18 protein-coding genes are annotated in these 15,211 nt (G+C 65.6%); 12 read left to right on the top strand and 6 right to left on the bottom strand.

The genetic code is table 11. The features are described 5' to 3' along the window. Nucleotides 1-190: 190 nt before the first annotated feature. Complete coding sequence (locus RYH74_RS24810; protein ID WP_286101685.1) at nt 191-625, bottom strand: hypothetical protein; 435 nt, start codon at nt 623-625, stop codon at nt 191-193. A gap of 202 nt (nt 626-827) precedes the next feature. On the opposite strand from RYH74_RS24810, the gene RYH74_RS24805 reads away from it, so the two are divergent. The 9 genes from RYH74_RS24805 (at nt 828) to RYH74_RS24765 (ending at nt 8,512) form a co-directional block, all read left to right on the top strand. Then, nucleotides 828-2,162, top strand: coding sequence for a lysine N(6)-hydroxylase/L-ornithine N(5)-oxygenase family protein (locus RYH74_RS24805; protein WP_085615175.1), 1,335 nt, complete (start codon nt 828-830; stop codon nt 2,160-2,162). 316 nt (nt 2,163-2,478) lie between these two features. Beyond that, nucleotides 2,479-3,672: a PepSY domain-containing protein gene (locus RYH74_RS24800; protein ID WP_317410464.1), complete on the top strand. Its 1,194-nt coding sequence runs from the start codon at nt 2,479-2,481 to the stop codon at nt 3,670-3,672. Further along, on the top strand, nt 3,669-4,208 hold the full coding sequence (locus RYH74_RS24795; protein ID WP_046615144.1) for a hypothetical protein: 540 nt from the start codon (nt 3,669-3,671) through the stop codon (nt 4,206-4,208). The genes RYH74_RS24800 and RYH74_RS24795 overlap by 4 nt, the downstream gene beginning before the upstream one ends. Continuing rightward, complete coding sequence (locus RYH74_RS24790; protein ID WP_025338675.1) at nt 4,205-4,525, top strand: hypothetical protein; 321 nt, start codon at nt 4,205-4,207, stop codon at nt 4,523-4,525. The genes RYH74_RS24795 and RYH74_RS24790 overlap by 4 nt, the downstream gene beginning before the upstream one ends. Further along, complete coding sequence (locus RYH74_RS24785; protein ID WP_317410462.1) at nt 4,522-5,091, top strand: DUF6162 family protein; 570 nt, start codon at nt 4,522-4,524, stop codon at nt 5,089-5,091. Before RYH74_RS24790 ends, RYH74_RS24785 begins: the two co-directional genes overlap by 4 nt. 16 nt (nt 5,092-5,107) lie before the next feature. Next, nucleotides 5,108-6,010, top strand: coding sequence for a metal ABC transporter substrate-binding protein (locus RYH74_RS24780; protein ID WP_025338673.1), 903 nt, complete (start codon nt 5,108-5,110; stop codon nt 6,008-6,010). Then, entirely contained in the window at nt 6,007-6,753 is a 747-nt protein-coding gene (locus tag RYH74_RS24775; RefSeq protein WP_015270826.1) for a metal ABC transporter ATP-binding protein, read from the top strand. Before RYH74_RS24780 ends, RYH74_RS24775 begins: the two co-directional genes overlap by 4 nt. After that, the gene (locus tag RYH74_RS24770; RefSeq protein ID WP_317410460.1) at nt 6,753-7,652 is read left to right on the top strand and encodes a metal ABC transporter permease; all 900 of its coding nucleotides are present in this window, start codon (nt 6,753-6,755) and stop codon (nt 7,650-7,652) included. Before RYH74_RS24775 ends, RYH74_RS24770 begins: the two co-directional genes overlap by 1 nt. Beyond that, entirely contained in the window at nt 7,649-8,512 is an 864-nt protein-coding gene (locus RYH74_RS24765; RefSeq protein ID WP_317410459.1) for a metal ABC transporter solute-binding protein, Zn/Mn family, read from the top strand. Before RYH74_RS24770 ends, RYH74_RS24765 begins: the two co-directional genes overlap by 4 nt. Before the next feature lie 161 nt (nt 8,513-8,673). On the opposite strand, the gene RYH74_RS24760 is transcribed toward RYH74_RS24765, so the two are convergent. From RYH74_RS24760 to RYH74_RS24740, 5 genes are all read right to left on the bottom strand, one after another. Next, nucleotides 8,674-9,726 carry a DUF1615 domain-containing protein gene (locus RYH74_RS24760; protein ID WP_025338670.1) on the bottom strand — a complete coding sequence of 351 codons (1,053 nt, stop codon included), beginning with the start codon at nt 9,724-9,726 and terminating at the stop codon, nt 8,674-8,676. 26 nt (nt 9,727-9,752) lie between these two features. Then, on the bottom strand, nt 9,753-10,304 hold the full coding sequence (locus tag RYH74_RS24755; RefSeq protein ID WP_025338669.1) for a hydrolase: 552 nt from the start codon (nt 10,302-10,304) through the stop codon (nt 9,753-9,755). A gap of 57 nt (nt 10,305-10,361) precedes the next feature. Beyond that, nucleotides 10,362-11,081 (bottom strand): thioesterase II family protein, encoded by a 720-nt coding sequence (locus RYH74_RS24750; RefSeq protein WP_317410456.1) that lies wholly within the window; start codon nt 11,079-11,081, stop codon nt 10,362-10,364. Continuing rightward, entirely contained in the window at nt 11,078-11,299 is a 222-nt protein-coding gene (locus tag RYH74_RS24745) for an MbtH family protein (RefSeq protein WP_016711157.1), read from the bottom strand. The genes RYH74_RS24750 and RYH74_RS24745 overlap by 4 nt, the downstream gene beginning before the upstream one ends. 246 nt (nt 11,300-11,545) lie before the next feature. Beyond that, complete coding sequence (locus tag RYH74_RS24740) at nt 11,546-11,947, bottom strand: hypothetical protein (protein ID WP_025338667.1); 402 nt, start codon at nt 11,945-11,947, stop codon at nt 11,546-11,548. Nucleotides 11,948-12,210: 263 nt separating this feature from the next. Here RYH74_RS24740 and purU point away from each other — a divergent pair, with 263 nt between their 5' ends. From purU to RYH74_RS24725, 3 genes are read left to right on the top strand one after another with little or no spacing between them, the layout of a single operon-like run. Next, nucleotides 12,211-13,077: a formyltetrahydrofolate deformylase gene (purU, locus tag RYH74_RS24735; protein ID WP_013973142.1), complete on the top strand. Its 867-nt coding sequence runs from the start codon at nt 12,211-12,213 to the stop codon at nt 13,075-13,077. Beyond that, the gene (gene folD, locus RYH74_RS24730) at nt 13,074-13,985 is read left to right on the top strand and encodes a bifunctional methylenetetrahydrofolate dehydrogenase/methenyltetrahydrofolate cyclohydrolase FolD (protein ID WP_317410454.1); all 912 of its coding nucleotides are present in this window, start codon (nt 13,074-13,076) and stop codon (nt 13,983-13,985) included. Before purU ends, folD begins: the two co-directional genes overlap by 4 nt. Continuing rightward, nucleotides 13,967-15,208, top strand: a complete 1,242-nt coding sequence (locus RYH74_RS24725) for an FAD-dependent oxidoreductase (protein WP_317410453.1) — start codon at nt 13,967-13,969, stop codon at nt 15,206-15,208. The genes folD and RYH74_RS24725 overlap by 19 nt, the downstream gene beginning before the upstream one ends. The last annotated feature ends 3 nt before the right edge of the window (nt 15,209-15,211 follow it).

Raw genomic sequence — 15,211 nt, 5'->3', positions numbered from 1 at the left:
GCGGAGCGGCAGAACAAGGGGCGCCTGGCGGCCGAATGACCGCCACCGGAATGATGGGGCCTGCACCGGCCCTATCGCCGGCAAGCCAGCTCCCACAGTGACAGCACCAGGCCTGCGAGAGCAACTGCCCTGCGCGGTCGATGTGGGAGCCGGCTTGCCGGCGATGGGCTGCACAGCAGCCCCAAGTTCGTCAGGCCGTGGTGCTGACCATCCCGCCCGCGCTGCTGCCACCCGTTTTCTGTAGCGCTTCGAGCAACTGCGCGGTGGCCTGCAGGATTTCACCATTGATGGTGGCGATACTCGCCTGCTTGGCGGACACAACTGCCAGCTTGGTGGTTTCGTCCATCTTCTGCGCCATCAACTGGGCCAGTTGCTTCTGCTCCTCGGCCAATTGCTTCTGCAGCTTCTTGATCATCTCGCGCAATTGCCTGATGTGCGCAGGCTCCGAACTTTCACTGCTGCCCTGGGCGCCTTGAGCCTGGCCGCCACCGCTCAATTTCGACGTGTCGGCCTGAGTGCCGGCCCCGCTCTCTTCAGTCTTTTGCGCATCCTGGCTGTCGGCGACCTGGGTTGTGCTCACCGCCTGGGCCGTGGTGCTGATGCTGACTGCTGCAATACCTGTCATGTCTTACTCCCTGCGTTGCAAATGGGTCCTTGGGTTGTTCTGCCTATCGGCCGACAGGCGCAAGCCTTTAGCCCCCTGTTGCAAGTGGCCGGTCGCCCGCCAGTAAATTCCCCGTCGTTTGGCTCGTTCCACCCAATGTACAAGCGCAGGCGCCGGCCTCTCCCGGCGAGCGTCAACATTCGACCATTATGGAACCGCAGCCATGAGCCAGTCTGCAAACCCGGAAACCATCAAGGACCTGATCGGCGTGGGCTTCGGCCCTTCCAACCTGGCCCTGGCCATCGCCCTGGAAGAACTCGCCGAGTCCCAGGGCCATGCCCTCGACGCGCTGTTCATCGACAAACAGCAGGACTATCGCTGGCACGGCGAAACCCTGGCCACCCAGAGCGAGCTGCAGATCTCGTTCCTCAAGGACCTGGTGTCGCTGCGCAACCCCACCAGCCCCTACAGCTTCGTCAACTACCTGCACCAGAAGCAGCGCCTGGCCGACTTCATCAACCTCGGTACCTTCTACCCCTGCCGCCTCGAGTACAACGACTACCTGCGCTGGGCCGCCGAGCACTTCGCCACCCAGGCGGTATATGGCGAGGAAGTGCTGCGCATCGAGCCGGACGTGCAGGCGGGCCGGGTCGAGCACCTGCGCCTGGTCTCGCGCGACGCCCAAGGCCGCGAATACAGCCGCCGCACCCGTTCGGTGGTGGTCGGCAGCGGCGGCACGCCGAAAATCCCGGAAAAGTTCGGCGCATTCAAGGACGACCCGCGGGTATTCCATCACTCCCAGTACCTGAGCAGCCTGAACAAGCTGCCATGCACCGCCGGCAAGCCGATGCGCATTGCCGTGATCGGTTCGGGCCAGAGCGCCGCCGAGGCGTTCATCGACCTCAACGACAGCTACCCGTCGGTCAAGGTCGACATGATCCTGCGCGGTTCGGCGCTCAAGCCTGCCGATGACAGCCCGTTCGTCAACGAGATCTTCTCGCCGGACTACACCGACCTTGTCTACAACGAACCAGCCGACCAGCGCAGCAAGCTGCTGGGCGAATACCACAACACCAACTATTCGGTGGTCGACCTCAACCTGATCGAACGCATCTACGGCATCCTCTACCGGCAGAAGGTCGCCCACCAGTACCGCCACAACGTGCTGTGCCGGCGCCAGGTCGAAGCCGTGGTGGCCACCCGCGAAGGCCTGGAACTGACCCTGCGCGACCTCGCCACCGGCCAGCAGCAGACCCACCGCTACGACGCGGTGATACTCGCCACCGGCTACGAGCGCCGCTCGCACCGTGACCTGCTGGCGCCCCTGGCAGGCTACCTGGAAGATTTCAGCGTCGACCGCAACTACCGCGTGCTGGCCAGCCCCGACCTGCAGGCCTCGGTATACCTGCAGGGCTTCTGCGAAAACAGCCACGGCCTAAGTGACACCCTGCTCTCGGTGCTGCCGGCGCGCGCTGCGGAAATTGGCCGCGCGCTGTACCAGGACCTGGCGCAGCTGCACGGCAAGCCGCAACCGGCAGTGGCCCTGACCCGCGCCTGATCCCTCCTGCTTCATGCCTTCCAGGCCGACCTTGGCCTGAATCGATTGGGGCCGCTGTGCGGCCCATCGCCGGCAAGCCGGGCTCCCACAGGTACAGCACTGACCTCAAGATTGCGCGTGCCCTGTGGGAGCCCGGCTTGCCGGCGATGGGCTGCGCAGCAGCCCCCAATGACACCGACGCCCAGGCATTCGCCCTCGGCCTTGAAACATTTGCTTGCATTTAAAACGGCAGGTTTTCGATTCTCATTCGTCCTTATCAATACAGCCCCTCTTTGGCTGGGCACACGCTCGACTCCCCATTGCAGAAGACCGTCAGATGGCCAAATCACCGAAAAAATCCAAATCCAGGCTGTGGTTCCTGGTCCACAGCTGGCTCGCCTTGCCGATCTGGTTCTTTGTCCTGATCGTCTGCTTCACCGGCATGCTCGCGGTGGTCAGCCAGGAAATCGTCTGGCTGGCCGACCCCGCCGTGCGCGCCAACAAGCCCGACGCCGACGCCGAGCGCCTGAGCTTCCAGCAGGTACTGGACGCCCTGCACAAGGCCGAGCCGGACATGGTGGTGGAGCGGCTGATCCAGCCGGACGGTTCGCACTTCGCGGTCAAAGCCAATGTCACCCTGCCTGACGGCACCAGCCCGACGCTGTATGTAAACCCCTACACCGGGGCCATCCAGGGCAAGACCCCGGACTTCAACTTCGAAGCCTTCACCCGCGCCCTGCACGGCTGGTGGCTGGTGCCGTTCACCAACGGCTTCAGCTGGGGCTGGTACCTGGTGTCGCTGCTCGGGCTGCCCATGCTGGCTTCGCTGGTCACCGGCCTGGTGGTGTACAAGAAGTTCTGGAAGGGTTTCTTCAAGCCGGTGCGCACCGGCCATGGTGCGCGGATTTTCTGGGGCGACCTGCACCGCCTGGCCGGGGTCTGGTCAATCTGGTTCATTGCGGTCATTTCCATCACCGGCACCTGGTTCCTGATCCAGGCGATCCTGGCCGACAACCACATCACCATTTCCAGCCGGCCCATCGTGCCGGTGATCGCCCGTGAGGACGTGCCGCAAACCCCGAATGGCAGCCCGGCAACGCGCATCGACCTGGATGAAGCGGCACGCATCGCCGGCCTGGCGGTCCCGGGGCTGGACATCAGCTTCATCTCACTGCCGGCCACCGCCTACAGCCACATCACCCTGGCAGGGCCAGGCTGGTACCCGCTGATGTTCCAGAGCGCCTCGGTAAACCCATACACGCGTAATGTCGACAGCCAGTTCCTGATCAGCGACCGCTCCGCCCTGGAGTTCGTCACCGAGTCGATGCGCCCGCTGCACACCGGCGATTTCGGCGGCCTGCCGATCAAGCTGGTGTGGTTCTTCTTTGGCCTGGTCCTCACCCTGATGGTGTTCAGCGGCTTGCTGATCTGGACCAAACGCACCGCCCAGGCCACCGCCGCCGCCCTCAAGCGCAGCGAGCGCGCACCGCGCATGGCGCGCCATGAACCCACCGCGGAGATCCGCCCATGAGCCAGGCCCAAGCCGTGCCCGTCAGCCCGCTGAAGCAACTGTGGCTGAAGTGGCGTTTTCACCTGAACATCCTGCTGATCCTCATCCCGCTGGGCTTCATGCCCAAGTACTTCGCCGACGCCAAGCTGTTCCGCGGCGAAGCGGGGCTCGGCGCCAATGTGATCAACGACATCCAGGTCGGCCCCTATACCCTGGACCTGGCCGAGATGCGTGACGAGCCCCCCCGCGCCGACGGCCCTGCCGGCCACTTCAAGGTCTTCAATGCATCGCTGTGCAAGGCCTGCGTCAACGGCGTCAAGGCGGCCTACCTGCGCATCGGCAAACCGCGCAGCCTGCGCGCCGCCGGCACGATTTTCTTCGGTGCGCCGTACAACATGGGCACCTCGTTGCCGATCCCGCCACGCACCAAGCCCGACGCGCAGATCTGGATCACCCTGGAAGGCTGGGACGGCAGCATGCACCAGGCGTCGGTCCCTCTGGCCAAGGCATCGCCAGCCACCGTGGCCTGGCTCGAGAAACAAGGAGGCAATAAATGAAACACCTGATGCGCACCCTCGCCCTGCCCTTGCTGGTGCTGGCCGCCGGCCCGGCCCTGGCGCACAACCCGATGTGCGAGTGCGAAGAACTGCCTGGTGGCCAGGTCAAGTGCACCGGCGGCTTCTCGGATGGCAGCGGTGCCCCCGGGGTAACCCTGGACGTGATCGCCTACGACGAACAGGTGCTGGTCGGCGGCAAGCTCGGTGATGATTCGACCCTGACCTTCAAACGCCCGGACGGTGAGTTCTACGTGCTGTTCGATGCCGGCCCCGGGCACGTGGTGGAAGTCGACCACGCCGATATCGCCCAGCCATGAGCCGCGCCCAAGTGATTCGCCCGGCCGGTGCCGGGCACGAAACCCTGTACGTGCTGCTGGTCAGCCTGCTGATCGTGGTACTCGCCACCAGCGTGGTGCTGCTGCGCGGCGAACGCGAGGATGAACAGGCCATCGCCAGCCACCAGATCGACGCCCGTCGCGACCTCACCGCCGCCGAGCAAGGCCTGTACACCGACCTGCGGGTGGCCTTCGACGAAATCCAGTTGCTGCGTGAAGAAAACGCCGCCGCGCCCAGCGTACAGGCCCTGGCCGAGGAAGGCCTGCCGCCGTTCGTGGTCGATGCCGGCAGCCAGGGCCGTGGCAACCACCAATGGTCGTGGCTGGAACCCGGGGCCTACCTTGGCCGCAGCCAGGCCCCGGAAGTGGCCGGCAGCCTGCTGCTGATCCTGCCGGCCGACAGCACCGGCCAGGCCGATGTCTGGCTGCGCCGCGACAGCGCCGCCGTGACCCCGGACGACCTTGGCCAGGCCGCCCTGATCGCCGCCGGCTGGCAGCAGGTGGTCAGCCATTACGACGCCGGGGTCACCCGCGAACACCGTCACTGAACCCAAGGACTCCCCCATGCTCCGCTCCGCCCTCGCCCTGCTCCTGGCCCTTGCCCTGCCGGCACAGGCCCTGGCCGATAACGGCAAGCCCCTGCGTATCGGCATTACCCTGCACCCCTACTACAGCTATGTGAGCAACATCGTCGGCGACAAGGCCGAAGTGGTGCCGCTGATTCCGGCGGGGTTCAACCCCCATGCCTACGAGCCACGGGCCGAGGACATCAAGCGCATCGGCACCCTGGACGTGGTGGTGCTCAACGGCGTTGGCCATGACGATTTCGCCGACCGCATGATCGCCGCCAGCGAAAAGCCCGGCATCAATACCATCGAGGCCAACCAGAACGTACCCTTGCTGGCGGCCACCGGCATTGCCGCCCGTGGCGCCGGCAAGGTGGTCAACCCGCACACCTTCCTGTCGATCAGCACCACCATCGCCCAGGTCAACAACATCGCCCGCGAACTGGGCAAGCTCGACCCGGACAACGCCAAGCTGTACACGCAAAACGCCCGCGCCTATGCCAAGCGCCTGCGCACACTGCGTGCCGACGCACTGGCCAAGGTCACCGAGGCGCCCAGCGCCACCTTCCGGGTCGCCACCATCCATGCCGCCTACGACTACCTGGTGCGCGACTTCGGCCTGGAGGTGACTGCGGTGGTCGAGCCAGCCCATGGCATCGAACCCAGCCCGGCCCAGCTGAAAAAGACCATCGACCAGCTCAAGGCGCTGGATGTGCGGGTGATCTTCTCGGAAATGGACTTCCCGTCGGCCTATGTCGAAACCATCCAGCGTGAATCCGGCGTGCGCCTGTACCCGCTGACGCACATTTCCTACGGCGAATACACCAAGGACAAGTACGAAGTGGAGATGAAGCGCAACCTCGACACCGTGGTCCGCGCCATCCAGGAGAACCGCGCATGACCGCCGCCGCCAACCTGGTGACAGCCTGCGGGCCGCGCATCGAGTTTGCCGGCATCGACCTGACCCTGGGCCGCACCCGCATCCTCGAACAGGTCAGCTTCAACGTCGCCGCCGGCAGCGTGCATGCCATCGTCGGCCCCAACGGCGGCGGCAAGAGTTCGCTGATCAAGACCCTGCTCGGGCAGATGCCGCACCAGGGCCAGCTGACCCTGCACTGGCCCGGCGAACGCGAAGTGATCGGCTATGTGCCGCAGGCGCTGGAGTTCGACCGTGGCCTGCCGATGACCGTGGACGATTTCATGGCTGCCATGTGCCAGCGCCGCCCCGCCTTCCTCGGCCTGTCGCGCCGTGTGCAGCCGGCTATCGACGCGGCCCTGGCGCGGGTCGGCATGCTCGACAAGCGCAAACGGCGCATGGGCGCGCTTTCCGGTGGCGAACGCCAACGCGTGCTGCTGGCCCAGGGCCTGATTCCCGAGCCGCAACTGCTGGTGCTGGACGAGCCGATGTCGGCCCTGGATGAAGCCGGTATCCAGGTGTTCGAACAACTGCTGCAGGGCTGGCGCCAGGCCGGCACCACCGTGCTATGGATCGAACACGACCTGGAAGCTGTGCTGCGCCTGGCCGACCGGGTTACCGGCCTGAGCCGCCAGGTACTGTTCGACGCCCCGCCCGCCCAGGCCCTGACCCCAGAGCGCCTGCTCGGCCTGTTCTCCGTTCACCCGCGTAGCGAGAGCCTTGCCTGATGAGTTTCGAAATCTTTCGGCAAACGGTCCAGGACTGGGCCACTGCCGGCTACCTGCCCGAGGCGCTGGCCTACGGCTTCGTGGTCAACGCTCTGCTGGCCGGTTTGATGATCGGCCCGGTGCTGGGCGGCCTGGGCACCCTGGTGGTGGTCAAGCGCTTTGCCTTCTTCTCCGAGGCAGTAGGCCATGCCGCGCTGACCGGCGTGGCCATCGGCATCCTGCTGGGGGAGCCCTACACCGGCCCCTACGGCAGCCTGTTCGGCTACTGCCTGCTGTTCGGCATCTTGCTCAACTTCCTGCGCAACCGCACCGGGCTGTCGCCGGACACGCTGATCGGCGTGTTCCTGTCGGTGTCGCTGGCGCTGGGCGCCAGCCTGCTGCTGATGCTGGCGGGCAAGATCAATGTGCACATCCTCGAGAACGTGCTGTTCGGCTCGGTGCTGACCGTCAGCGGCCAGGACCTGGTGGTGCTGGGCATCGTCGCGGTGCTGGTGCTGGCATTGGCCGTGCCGCTGTACAACCGCATCATGCTGGCCAGTTTCAACCCACAGCTGGCGGCCGTACGCGGGGTGGCGGTGAAAACCCTGGACTACCTGTTCGTGGTGCTGGTGACCCTGGTCACCGTGGCCTCGGTGAAGGTGATCGGGGCGATCCTGGTCGGGGCGCTGCTGGTGATTCCCGCTGCCGCCGCACGCCTGGTCAGCCAGTCGCTGAAGGGCTTTTTCTTCCTGTCGGTGCTGATCGCCACGCTGAGCACGTTGCTCGGCATCCTGCTGCCGATCGTTTGCGACCTGCCGGTGCCGTCCGGCGCCGCGATCATCCTGGTCGCCGGCATCTGCTTCGCCCTGGCGGCGCTGGCCCGCGCCCTCGTCCCCCGCCTGCAAGGAAACCCGGCATGAACCTGAAACGCCTGACCCTGGCGCTGGCCCTGGCCGGCCTGCCGTCGCTGTCTTTCGCCACGCAAGTACTGACCACCCTGCCCGTCACTCACAGCCTGGCCAGCGCCCTGCTCGACGGCACCACGGTGCAGCTCACGCGTGCAGCCCCCGCCAACCTGCCTGCCAGCCGCCAACCTTCCTATTTCAGCGGGCGCGGTGGCGCCAGCCTGCACAAGGCCGCGCAGCAGGCCGACGCGGTGATCGGCGTGCGCTCGATCTGGCGTGACGACCCGCTGTACCCGATGGCCCGGCGCAGCAATATCCGGATCGTCGAGATCGACGCCGCACGGCCGGTGGATGGCGCACTGCCGGGTATTGCGGTGAGCGGCGACGAGGCCTATGGCGCTTACCCCTGGCTCAATCCGACCAACTTCGGGCGCATGGCCGACGTGGTAGCCAATGACCTGGAGCGGTTGGCGCCGGGCGACAAGGCGAAGATCCAGGGCAACCTGGCCGGGCTCAAACGCCAGTTGCTGGAGCTTTCGGCCAGCAGCCAGACACGCTTGGCCAAGGTCGACAACCTGACGGTGGTGAGCCTGTCGGAGCGGCTGGGTTATCTGGCCAGCGGGTTGAACCTGGACGTGGTCGAGCAGCCGCTGCCGGCCGAGTGGGATGCGACTGCGCTGAAGGCGCTGGGGGACAACCTGAAGGCGCAGGATGTGGCGCTGGTGCTGGACCATCGGCAGCCTGAGGCGGCTGTGGCCGAGGTGATCAAGGCGTCCGGGGCGAAGCTGGTGGTGGTGGAAAGTGACCCTGAGGATGCGTTTGCGGGGCTGAAAGCCAGTGTGGATCAGGTAGTTGCCGCCCTGGGCGAAAGCTGATCAGGCAGGCTGGCACGGTCAATGTGGGAGTGGCCTTGCGTCGCGAAAGGGCCGCATCGCGGCCCCAGGATTTCAGCACAGATGCACAAATTTCTGGGGCTGCTGCGCAGCCCTTTCGCGACGCAAGGCCGCTCCCACAGTTGACCGCGTTGGATGACAGGCTAGCGCTTCATGCACCGCTGATAACGCTCATCCACCCGCCCGGCAAACCACGCCGTGGTCAACTTGCGGGTGATCTTCGGGCTTTTCAGCTGAATCCCCGGCAGCACCGCCCGTGGCACCGGCTTGCCGGCCGCGGCATCCGCCAGGGCAAACACCCCGCTGTACAGCTTGCTGTCCTCGAAGGCCAAGCTATCGCCCTCCTCCAGCTGGCTGCGGATCTGCGGGTTGCGCAGGCCCAGCTTCCCTCCCAGTTTGCGCGCCGCCTTTTCCGTGGTCCCGGGCATGATCGAGCCCGGCGCCACCAGGTCGCCATCCAGCGCCAGCGTTACCCCCGTCACCTTGCTCAGTGCTGCCTGGAATGCCGCATTGCGGCTGGCGTACCAGCCCGCGTTGAAATCGGCAAAGCGGTACAGCTGGCGATCGTAGTTGGCCGAATAGCCCAGCAAGTGGGCGATACCGAAATACATGCCGCCGCGCCGGGTGAACACTTCCTGGCGAATGCTGCCGTCGTGGCTGTAGGGGTAATCGCGCGCATGCTTTTCGGCAAAGTCGATGCTGACCTGCATCGGCCCACCGGTATGCACCGGGTTCAGCCCGCCCAGCAAGGTCTTGCCCAGCGGCACGCGAGCGATGACTTCGTCATACAGTTCGCTCAACTGCTTCTCGCTGCGCACCGCCTGCAAACGTTGCTGGTAGCTCTTGCCATTACCCGACGGCGTCTTCAGTGCACCATCGACCAGCAGCTTGGGGATATGCAGGCGCGCGGCGCGGCGGTCGATTTCCTCCCGGGCGATACGCCCCAGGTTGGGCACCTGCGGGTCGGCATTGAAGGTCGATTCCTGCTCGGTCACCGCCAGCACCGCACACAGGTTGCTCTTGCTGGGGGCAATACGCTGGGCCTCGAACGCCACCTGAATGTCCCTAGCCCAGCCCTCACGGTCCTTGGCCTGGGCAGGTAACAGCCGCAGCAGTTGGGCGCGGACCTTGGCCGGGTCCGCCTCGGGTGCTTCCTCACGGCGCCCGGCGCAGCCTTGCAGCAGCGCCAGGGCCATCAACCCGGCAGCCAGTAACCGGCCGTTCAGGGCTGTTCACCGACCAGGTAGGTCTTGCTGATGTGCCGGAACAGCGGGTGGCCGGCACTGCCCATAAGCTCGAACAAAACCATTTCGCGGGTCACCACCTGCGCCCCCGCAGCCCGCATGCGCGCCAGCCCTGCGGCCTTGCTCGCCGGGGTACGGCTGTCGCAGGCATCCTCGACCACGAACACCTGCTTGCCCAGCGCCAGCAGGCCGAGCACGGTCTGCAGCACACAGACGTGGGTTTCCATGCCACAGACAATCACTTGCTCGCGCGCCATCAAACTCGCTGGCAGGCACTCTGCGGCCACGCAGGAAAAATGGCTTTTCTCCACCACCTCGGCGGCCGGCGCTGCGGCCAGCAGCTCGGCCAGGGTATGGCCCAGGCCCTTGGGGTACTGCTCGGAAATCACCGTCGGCAGTTCCAGCTCGTTCGTCGCCGCCAACAACCAGCGGGCCCGCGCGCGGGTGCCTTCAGGGTCGCTCATGGCGCCGATGAGTTTTTCCTGGATGTCGACGACCAGCAGCGTGGCCTTGTGGGGATCGATCAGCATTGTCTGCCTCTTGCCTGGGAAAAGGCCTAGCCTCCCCCAGGCAAGCGGTGACGTCAATCAGGCGGACAGCCGAAGCGGTTGCAGCGACGCGGTCAGCGCAGCGAGCACCCGGTCCTCATGCTCATGGATGAAGAAGTGGCCGCCAGGGAACATCTGCAGCGAGAACGCCCCGTGGGTTTCCTGGCGCCAGGCCTGCAACTGCTCGTCACTGGCGCGGTCCTGCATGCCGCCCAACACGTGCAGCGGGCACTGCAAGGCCGGCCGCTGGCGGTAGGCGTAGGTACCACACAGCAGGAAGTCCGCGCGCAGGGTGGGCAAGGTCAGGCTCATCAGCTCGGCGTTGGCCAGCACTTCCTCGGGCGTGCCCTGAAGCTCGCGCAACTCGCCGATCAACTCGGCGTCGCTCTTGGGCTCGCGCCAGTTCTTGCCGTCGTAATCCTCACGGCGGGTCGGCGCTGCGGTACCACAGGCAAACAGGGCCAGTGGCGCCGGGCAGCCCAGCGCTTGCAGCTCATGGGCCAGCTCGAAGGCCAGCAAGGCGCCCAGGCTATGGCCGAGCAGCGCGTAGGGGGTGCTGGCCGCCAGGTGCTGTTCTGCGGCAAGTTGCCGGGCCAGGGCCTGCATGTCGGTGTGCAGTGGCTCGGCCATGCGCGCACCACGCCCGGGCAGTTCCACCGGGCGTACCTGCAGCCACGTCGGCAGCTTGCGCCGCCAGCGGCTGTAGACCATGGCGCTGGCCCCGGAATACGGCAGGCACAGCAGGTTCAATGCAGTCACTGGGCGGCGGCTTCGGCCATTTTCTGGCGCAGGCTCAGCGGGCGCATGTCGGTCCAGACTTCATCGATATAGGCCAGGCATTCCTTCTTCAGGCCGCTCTTGCCTACGGCACGCCAGCCGTTGGGGATGGCTTTGTAGTCGGGCCAGATCGAGTATTGCTCTTCGTGGTTGACCACTACCTGGAACTGGATATCGTCGCGGTCGAAAACGGAAGTCATTGCCTGTCTCCTTGAGTGATGAATGCCGCTGCGCGCCTGGCGCAGGGGGGCTTTCAAGTAGACGTAGCGTGCGGCGGAAAAATTAGTGGGGCTGACGCGGTCCCCTGTGGGAGCGGCCTTGTGTCGCGAAAGGGCTGCACAGCAGCCCCGGCAATATTTGCGTCACAGCTAGAACCCTGGGGCCGCTTTGCGGCCCTTTCGCGACACAAGGCCGCTCCCACAAAGAGCCGGTGCTGGGATGAAAGATCAGGTATCACGCAACAGGTCGTGGGTATCGAGCAAGCGGAAGGCCACCTGCGGGTTGCGCTCCAGCCCACGGCGGATCGCCGCCGGGATCGACTGCCGGGTCTTGCGGCACAGCCCGGGCTGGTCGTCCAGTTCGATGACGATGCCACGCATGGTCCGCACTTCGTTGAAACCAGGGGCGATATGCACGCGGATGCCCAGGTTTTCGTACATCCGTTGCTGCAGGCGTTGCAGGTCTTCCAGGTCCTTGAGGTTTTCCAGGCGGTCGAGCAGGCGCTTTTCTTCCTGGCGGGTCAGCAGGAGGATGCGCTGGGCTGTCTGCGGGTGGTCGGCCAGGTGTTCGCGGCCACAAATGCAGGCGCCAGGTGGGCACGGTTGGCGCAGGGATGGAGAACTGGTCATGGGGCAAGCATAGCCAGTTTTTGTGCCGCCTGTGCGGGCCCTATCGCCGGCAAGCCGGCTCCCACAGGAGCCGCGATGGCGCTAAAAAACTTTCCTGTCAGGATAAAAAATTTCACAAATCTCTAGACCGCCACCCCTCACTTCGCCTATAAATCGCCAAAAGGAAATTTATATTCTTACCAAGAAACATGACTTCGCCTCTCGCGAAGCCTCTTTTGCCCTTGTGCCCGACCTGCCCCACTCCATCACGAGGCCTATCCGACATGCATCCCGCTCCCGATCACTTCATCCTGCGCGTCAGCTGCCCGGCCGTGTCCGGCATCGTCGCCGCGGTGACCACCTACCTGGCCGAGCACGGTTGCTACATCAGCGAGATGGCGCAGTTCGACGACGAGGACAACGGGCGCTTCTTCATGCGCGCGGTGTTCCGCTACAACACCGGTGTCACGGGTGACACACCGCAGCTGGAAGCCGGCTTTGCCGATGTCGCCCAGCGCTTCGACATGCAGTGGAGCCTGCACAGCAGTGCCCGGCCGATGCGCGTGCTGCTGATGGTGAGCAAGTTCGACCACTGTCTGTCCGACCTGCTGTACCGCCATGCCAAGGGCGAGCTGGACATGCAGATCACCGCCGTGGTCTCCAACCACCTGGACCTGCGCCCGATGGCCGAGCGCCAGGGCATCCGTTTCGTCTACCTGCCGGTCAGCAAGGACACCAAGGCCGAACAGGAAGCCGCGCTGCTGCGCATCGTCGAGGACACCGGCACCGAACTGGTGGTGCTGGCGCGCTACATGCAGATCCTCTCCGACGACCTGTGCCGCCAGCTGTCAGGCCGGGCGATCAACATCCACCATTCGTTCCTGCCCGGTTTCAAAGGCGCCAAGCCTTATCACCAGGCCTACCAGCGCGGGGTGAAGCTGATCGGCGCCACCGCCCACTACGTCACCAGCGACCTCGACGAAGGCCCGATCATCGAGCAGGAAGTGCAGCGCGTGGACCATGCCTACGCACCGGATGACCTGGTGGCCATCGGCCGCGACACCGAGACCATCGCCCTGTCCCGCGCCGTGAAATACCACCTGGAGCACCGGGTGTTCCTGAACCACGACCGCACGGTGATCTTCAAATGAACGCCATTCCCGGTATCAAGCTGATCGACGGCAAGGCCACCGCGGCGCGGGTGCTGGCCGAGGTACGCGAGCAGGTGCAGGAACTGCGCCAGGGCGGCGTGCAGCCGGGCCTGGCGGTGGTGCTGGTCGGCGCCGACGCTGCCAGCCAGGTGTATGTGCGCAACAAGGTGCTGCGTGCCGAAGAGGTGGGCATCCGCTCGCTGGAGCATCGCCTGCCCGCCGACACCAGCCAAGCCGAGCTGCTGGCCCTGATCGAGCGCCTCAACCGCGCCCCCGAGGTCAACGGCATCCTCGTGCAACTGCCGTTGCCGGCCCATATCGACGAACACCGCATTCTCCAGGCGATCAGCCCACTGAAGGATGTGGACGGTTTCCACAGCGAGAACGTCGGCGGCCTGGCCCAGGGCCGCGATGTGCTCACCCCGTGCACGCCCAGCGGCTGCATGCGCCTGCTGCGCGATGCCTGTGGCGAGCTGCGCGGCAAGCATGCGGTAGTGGTCGGCCGCTCGAACATCGTCGGCAAGCCCATGGCCGCCCTGCTGCTGCAGGCCGACTGCACGGTGACCGTGGTGCACTCGCGCAGCCGCGACCTGCCGGCGCTGTGTCGCCAGGCCGACATCCTGGTGGCCGCAGTGGGCAAGCCGCGGCTGATCGGTGCCGACTGGCTCAAGCCCGGCGCGGTGGTGATCGATGTCGGTATCAACCGCATCGACGAAGGCGGCCACAGCCGCCTGGTCGGCGATGTCGACTTCGCCGCCGCCCTGCCCCAGGTGGCCGGCATCACCCCGGTGCCTGGCGGCGTCGGCCCGATGACCATCGCCTACCTGATGAAAAACACCCTGCTCGCCCTCGACCTGCAACAACAGGCCGCCCACCAGGAGCGCACCCCATGCCTTTCGCCCTGCTGAAATACGGCCTGAGCGCCGACTACCCGGTGGAGGTCGACCTGCCACCGCCGTGCGAACTCAAGCCACGCTATGACGTGGTGATCATCGGCGGCGGCGGCCACGGCGTGGCCATCGCCTACTACCTGGCCAAGTACCACGGCATTACCAATGTCGCCGTGCTGGAAAAGGCCTATCTCGGTGGCGGCAACACCGCGCGCAATACCGCGGTGATCCGCTCCAACTACCTCACCAGTGAGGGTGTGCGCTTTTACGCAGAATCGGTGCGCATGTTCCAGAACCTATCGAACGAGTTCGACTTCAACATCATGTATTCCGAGCGCGGCCAGCTCACCCTGGCGCACACCGACGCCACCGTGCGCGCCTTCCGCCAGCGCGCCGAGGTCAACAAGCATTTCGGTGGCCGCACGGAAATGATCGACCGCCAGCAGATCCGCGAACTGGTGCCCAGCCTGAACCTGGACCCGGGTCACCTGCCGGTGCTGGCTGGCCTGTGGCACATCGACGGCGCCACCGCACGCCACGACGCAGTGGCCTGGGGCTACGCCAGGCAGGCGGCCAAGCGCGGTGTCGAGATCCACCAGCTGACCGAAGTGCAGGACCTGCTGATCCGCAACGGGCGCATCGAAGCGGTGAAGACCAACCGTGGCACCGTGCAGTGCGGTTGCGTGGTACAGGCCGTGGCCGGGGCCAGTTCGCTGCTGATGGCCAAGGCCGGCATCCGTGCACCGATCCATACCTACCCGCTGCAGGCCATGGTCACCCAGCCGTTCAAGCCGTTCCTCGATCCGCTGGTCAGCTCGTCGGCGCTGCACTGCTACGTGCAACAGACCAGCCGTGGCGAGATCGTCTTTGGCGGCGGCTCCGACCCCTACCCGCTGTACAACACCCGCTCCACCCTCGACCTCAAGGAAAGCCTGCTGGCCCACGCCATCGAGATGTTCCCGTTCATGGCCAACGCCAAGCTGATGCGCCAATGGGCCGGGATCACCGACATGACACCGGACTACAGCCCGATCATGGGCCTGTCGCCGGTGCACAACTATTACCTGGACGCCGGCTGGGGCACCTGGGGTTTCAAGGCCACGCCGATCTGCGGCAAGACCATGGCCGAGCTGGTCGCCAGTGGCGGCAAGGTACCGGAACTGATCGCACCCTTTGACCTGGAGCGCTTCAGCCGCTTCCAGCAAGTCAACGAAATGGGCGCCACCGCGGCCAGCCACTAAGGA

The organism is Pseudomonas sp. LSJ-87 (assembly GCF_032971465.1).
Classification (GTDB): Bacteria; Pseudomonadota; Gammaproteobacteria; order Pseudomonadales; family Pseudomonadaceae; genus Aquipseudomonas; species Aquipseudomonas putida_Z.
Note: the sequence above shows the minus strand (reverse complement) of the source record. Positions and strands in the feature narration are given on the sequence as shown.

Bases quoted from the DNA above. Each gene is read 5' to 3' on its own strand.
- purU (WP_013973142.1), top strand. From the start codon at position 12,211: ATGCATCCCGCTCCCGATCACTTCATCCTGCGCGTCAGCTGCCCGGCC.
- RYH74_RS24740 (WP_025338667.1), bottom strand. From the start codon at position 11,947: ATGACCAGTTCTCCATCCCTGCGCCAACCGTGCCCACCTGGCGCCTGC.
- RYH74_RS24755 (WP_025338669.1), bottom strand. From the start codon at position 10,304: ATGCTGATCGATCCCCACAAGGCCACGCTGCTGGTCGTCGACATCCAG.
- RYH74_RS24800 (WP_317410464.1), top strand. From the start codon at position 2,479: ATGGCCAAATCACCGAAAAAATCCAAATCCAGGCTGTGGTTCCTGGTC.
- RYH74_RS24790 (WP_025338675.1), top strand. From the start codon at position 4,205: ATGAAACACCTGATGCGCACCCTCGCCCTGCCCTTGCTGGTGCTGGCC.
- RYH74_RS24760 (WP_025338670.1), bottom strand. From the start codon at position 9,726: ATGGCCCTGGCGCTGCTGCAAGGCTGCGCCGGGCGCCGTGAGGAAGCA.
- RYH74_RS24725 (WP_317410453.1), top strand. From the start codon at position 13,967: ATGCCTTTCGCCCTGCTGAAATACGGCCTGAGCGCCGACTACCCGGTG.
- RYH74_RS24770 (WP_317410460.1), top strand. From the start codon at position 6,753: ATGAGTTTCGAAATCTTTCGGCAAACGGTCCAGGACTGGGCCACTGCC.
- RYH74_RS24795 (WP_046615144.1), top strand. From the start codon at position 3,669: ATGAGCCAGGCCCAAGCCGTGCCCGTCAGCCCGCTGAAGCAACTGTGG.
- RYH74_RS24745 (WP_016711157.1), bottom strand. From the start codon at position 11,299: ATGACTTCCGTTTTCGACCGCGACGATATCCAGTTCCAGGTAGTGGTC.
- folD (WP_317410454.1), top strand. From the start codon at position 13,074: ATGAACGCCATTCCCGGTATCAAGCTGATCGACGGCAAGGCCACCGCG.
- RYH74_RS24780 (WP_025338673.1), top strand. From the start codon at position 5,108: ATGCTCCGCTCCGCCCTCGCCCTGCTCCTGGCCCTTGCCCTGCCGGCA.
- RYH74_RS24765 (WP_317410459.1), top strand. From the start codon at position 7,649: ATGAACCTGAAACGCCTGACCCTGGCGCTGGCCCTGGCCGGCCTGCCG.
- RYH74_RS24805 (WP_085615175.1), top strand. From the start codon at position 828: ATGAGCCAGTCTGCAAACCCGGAAACCATCAAGGACCTGATCGGCGTG.
- RYH74_RS24810 (WP_286101685.1), bottom strand. From the start codon at position 625: ATGACAGGTATTGCAGCAGTCAGCATCAGCACCACGGCCCAGGCGGTG.
- RYH74_RS24785 (WP_317410462.1), top strand. From the start codon at position 4,522: ATGAGCCGCGCCCAAGTGATTCGCCCGGCCGGTGCCGGGCACGAAACC.
- RYH74_RS24775 (WP_015270826.1), top strand. From the start codon at position 6,007: ATGACCGCCGCCGCCAACCTGGTGACAGCCTGCGGGCCGCGCATCGAG.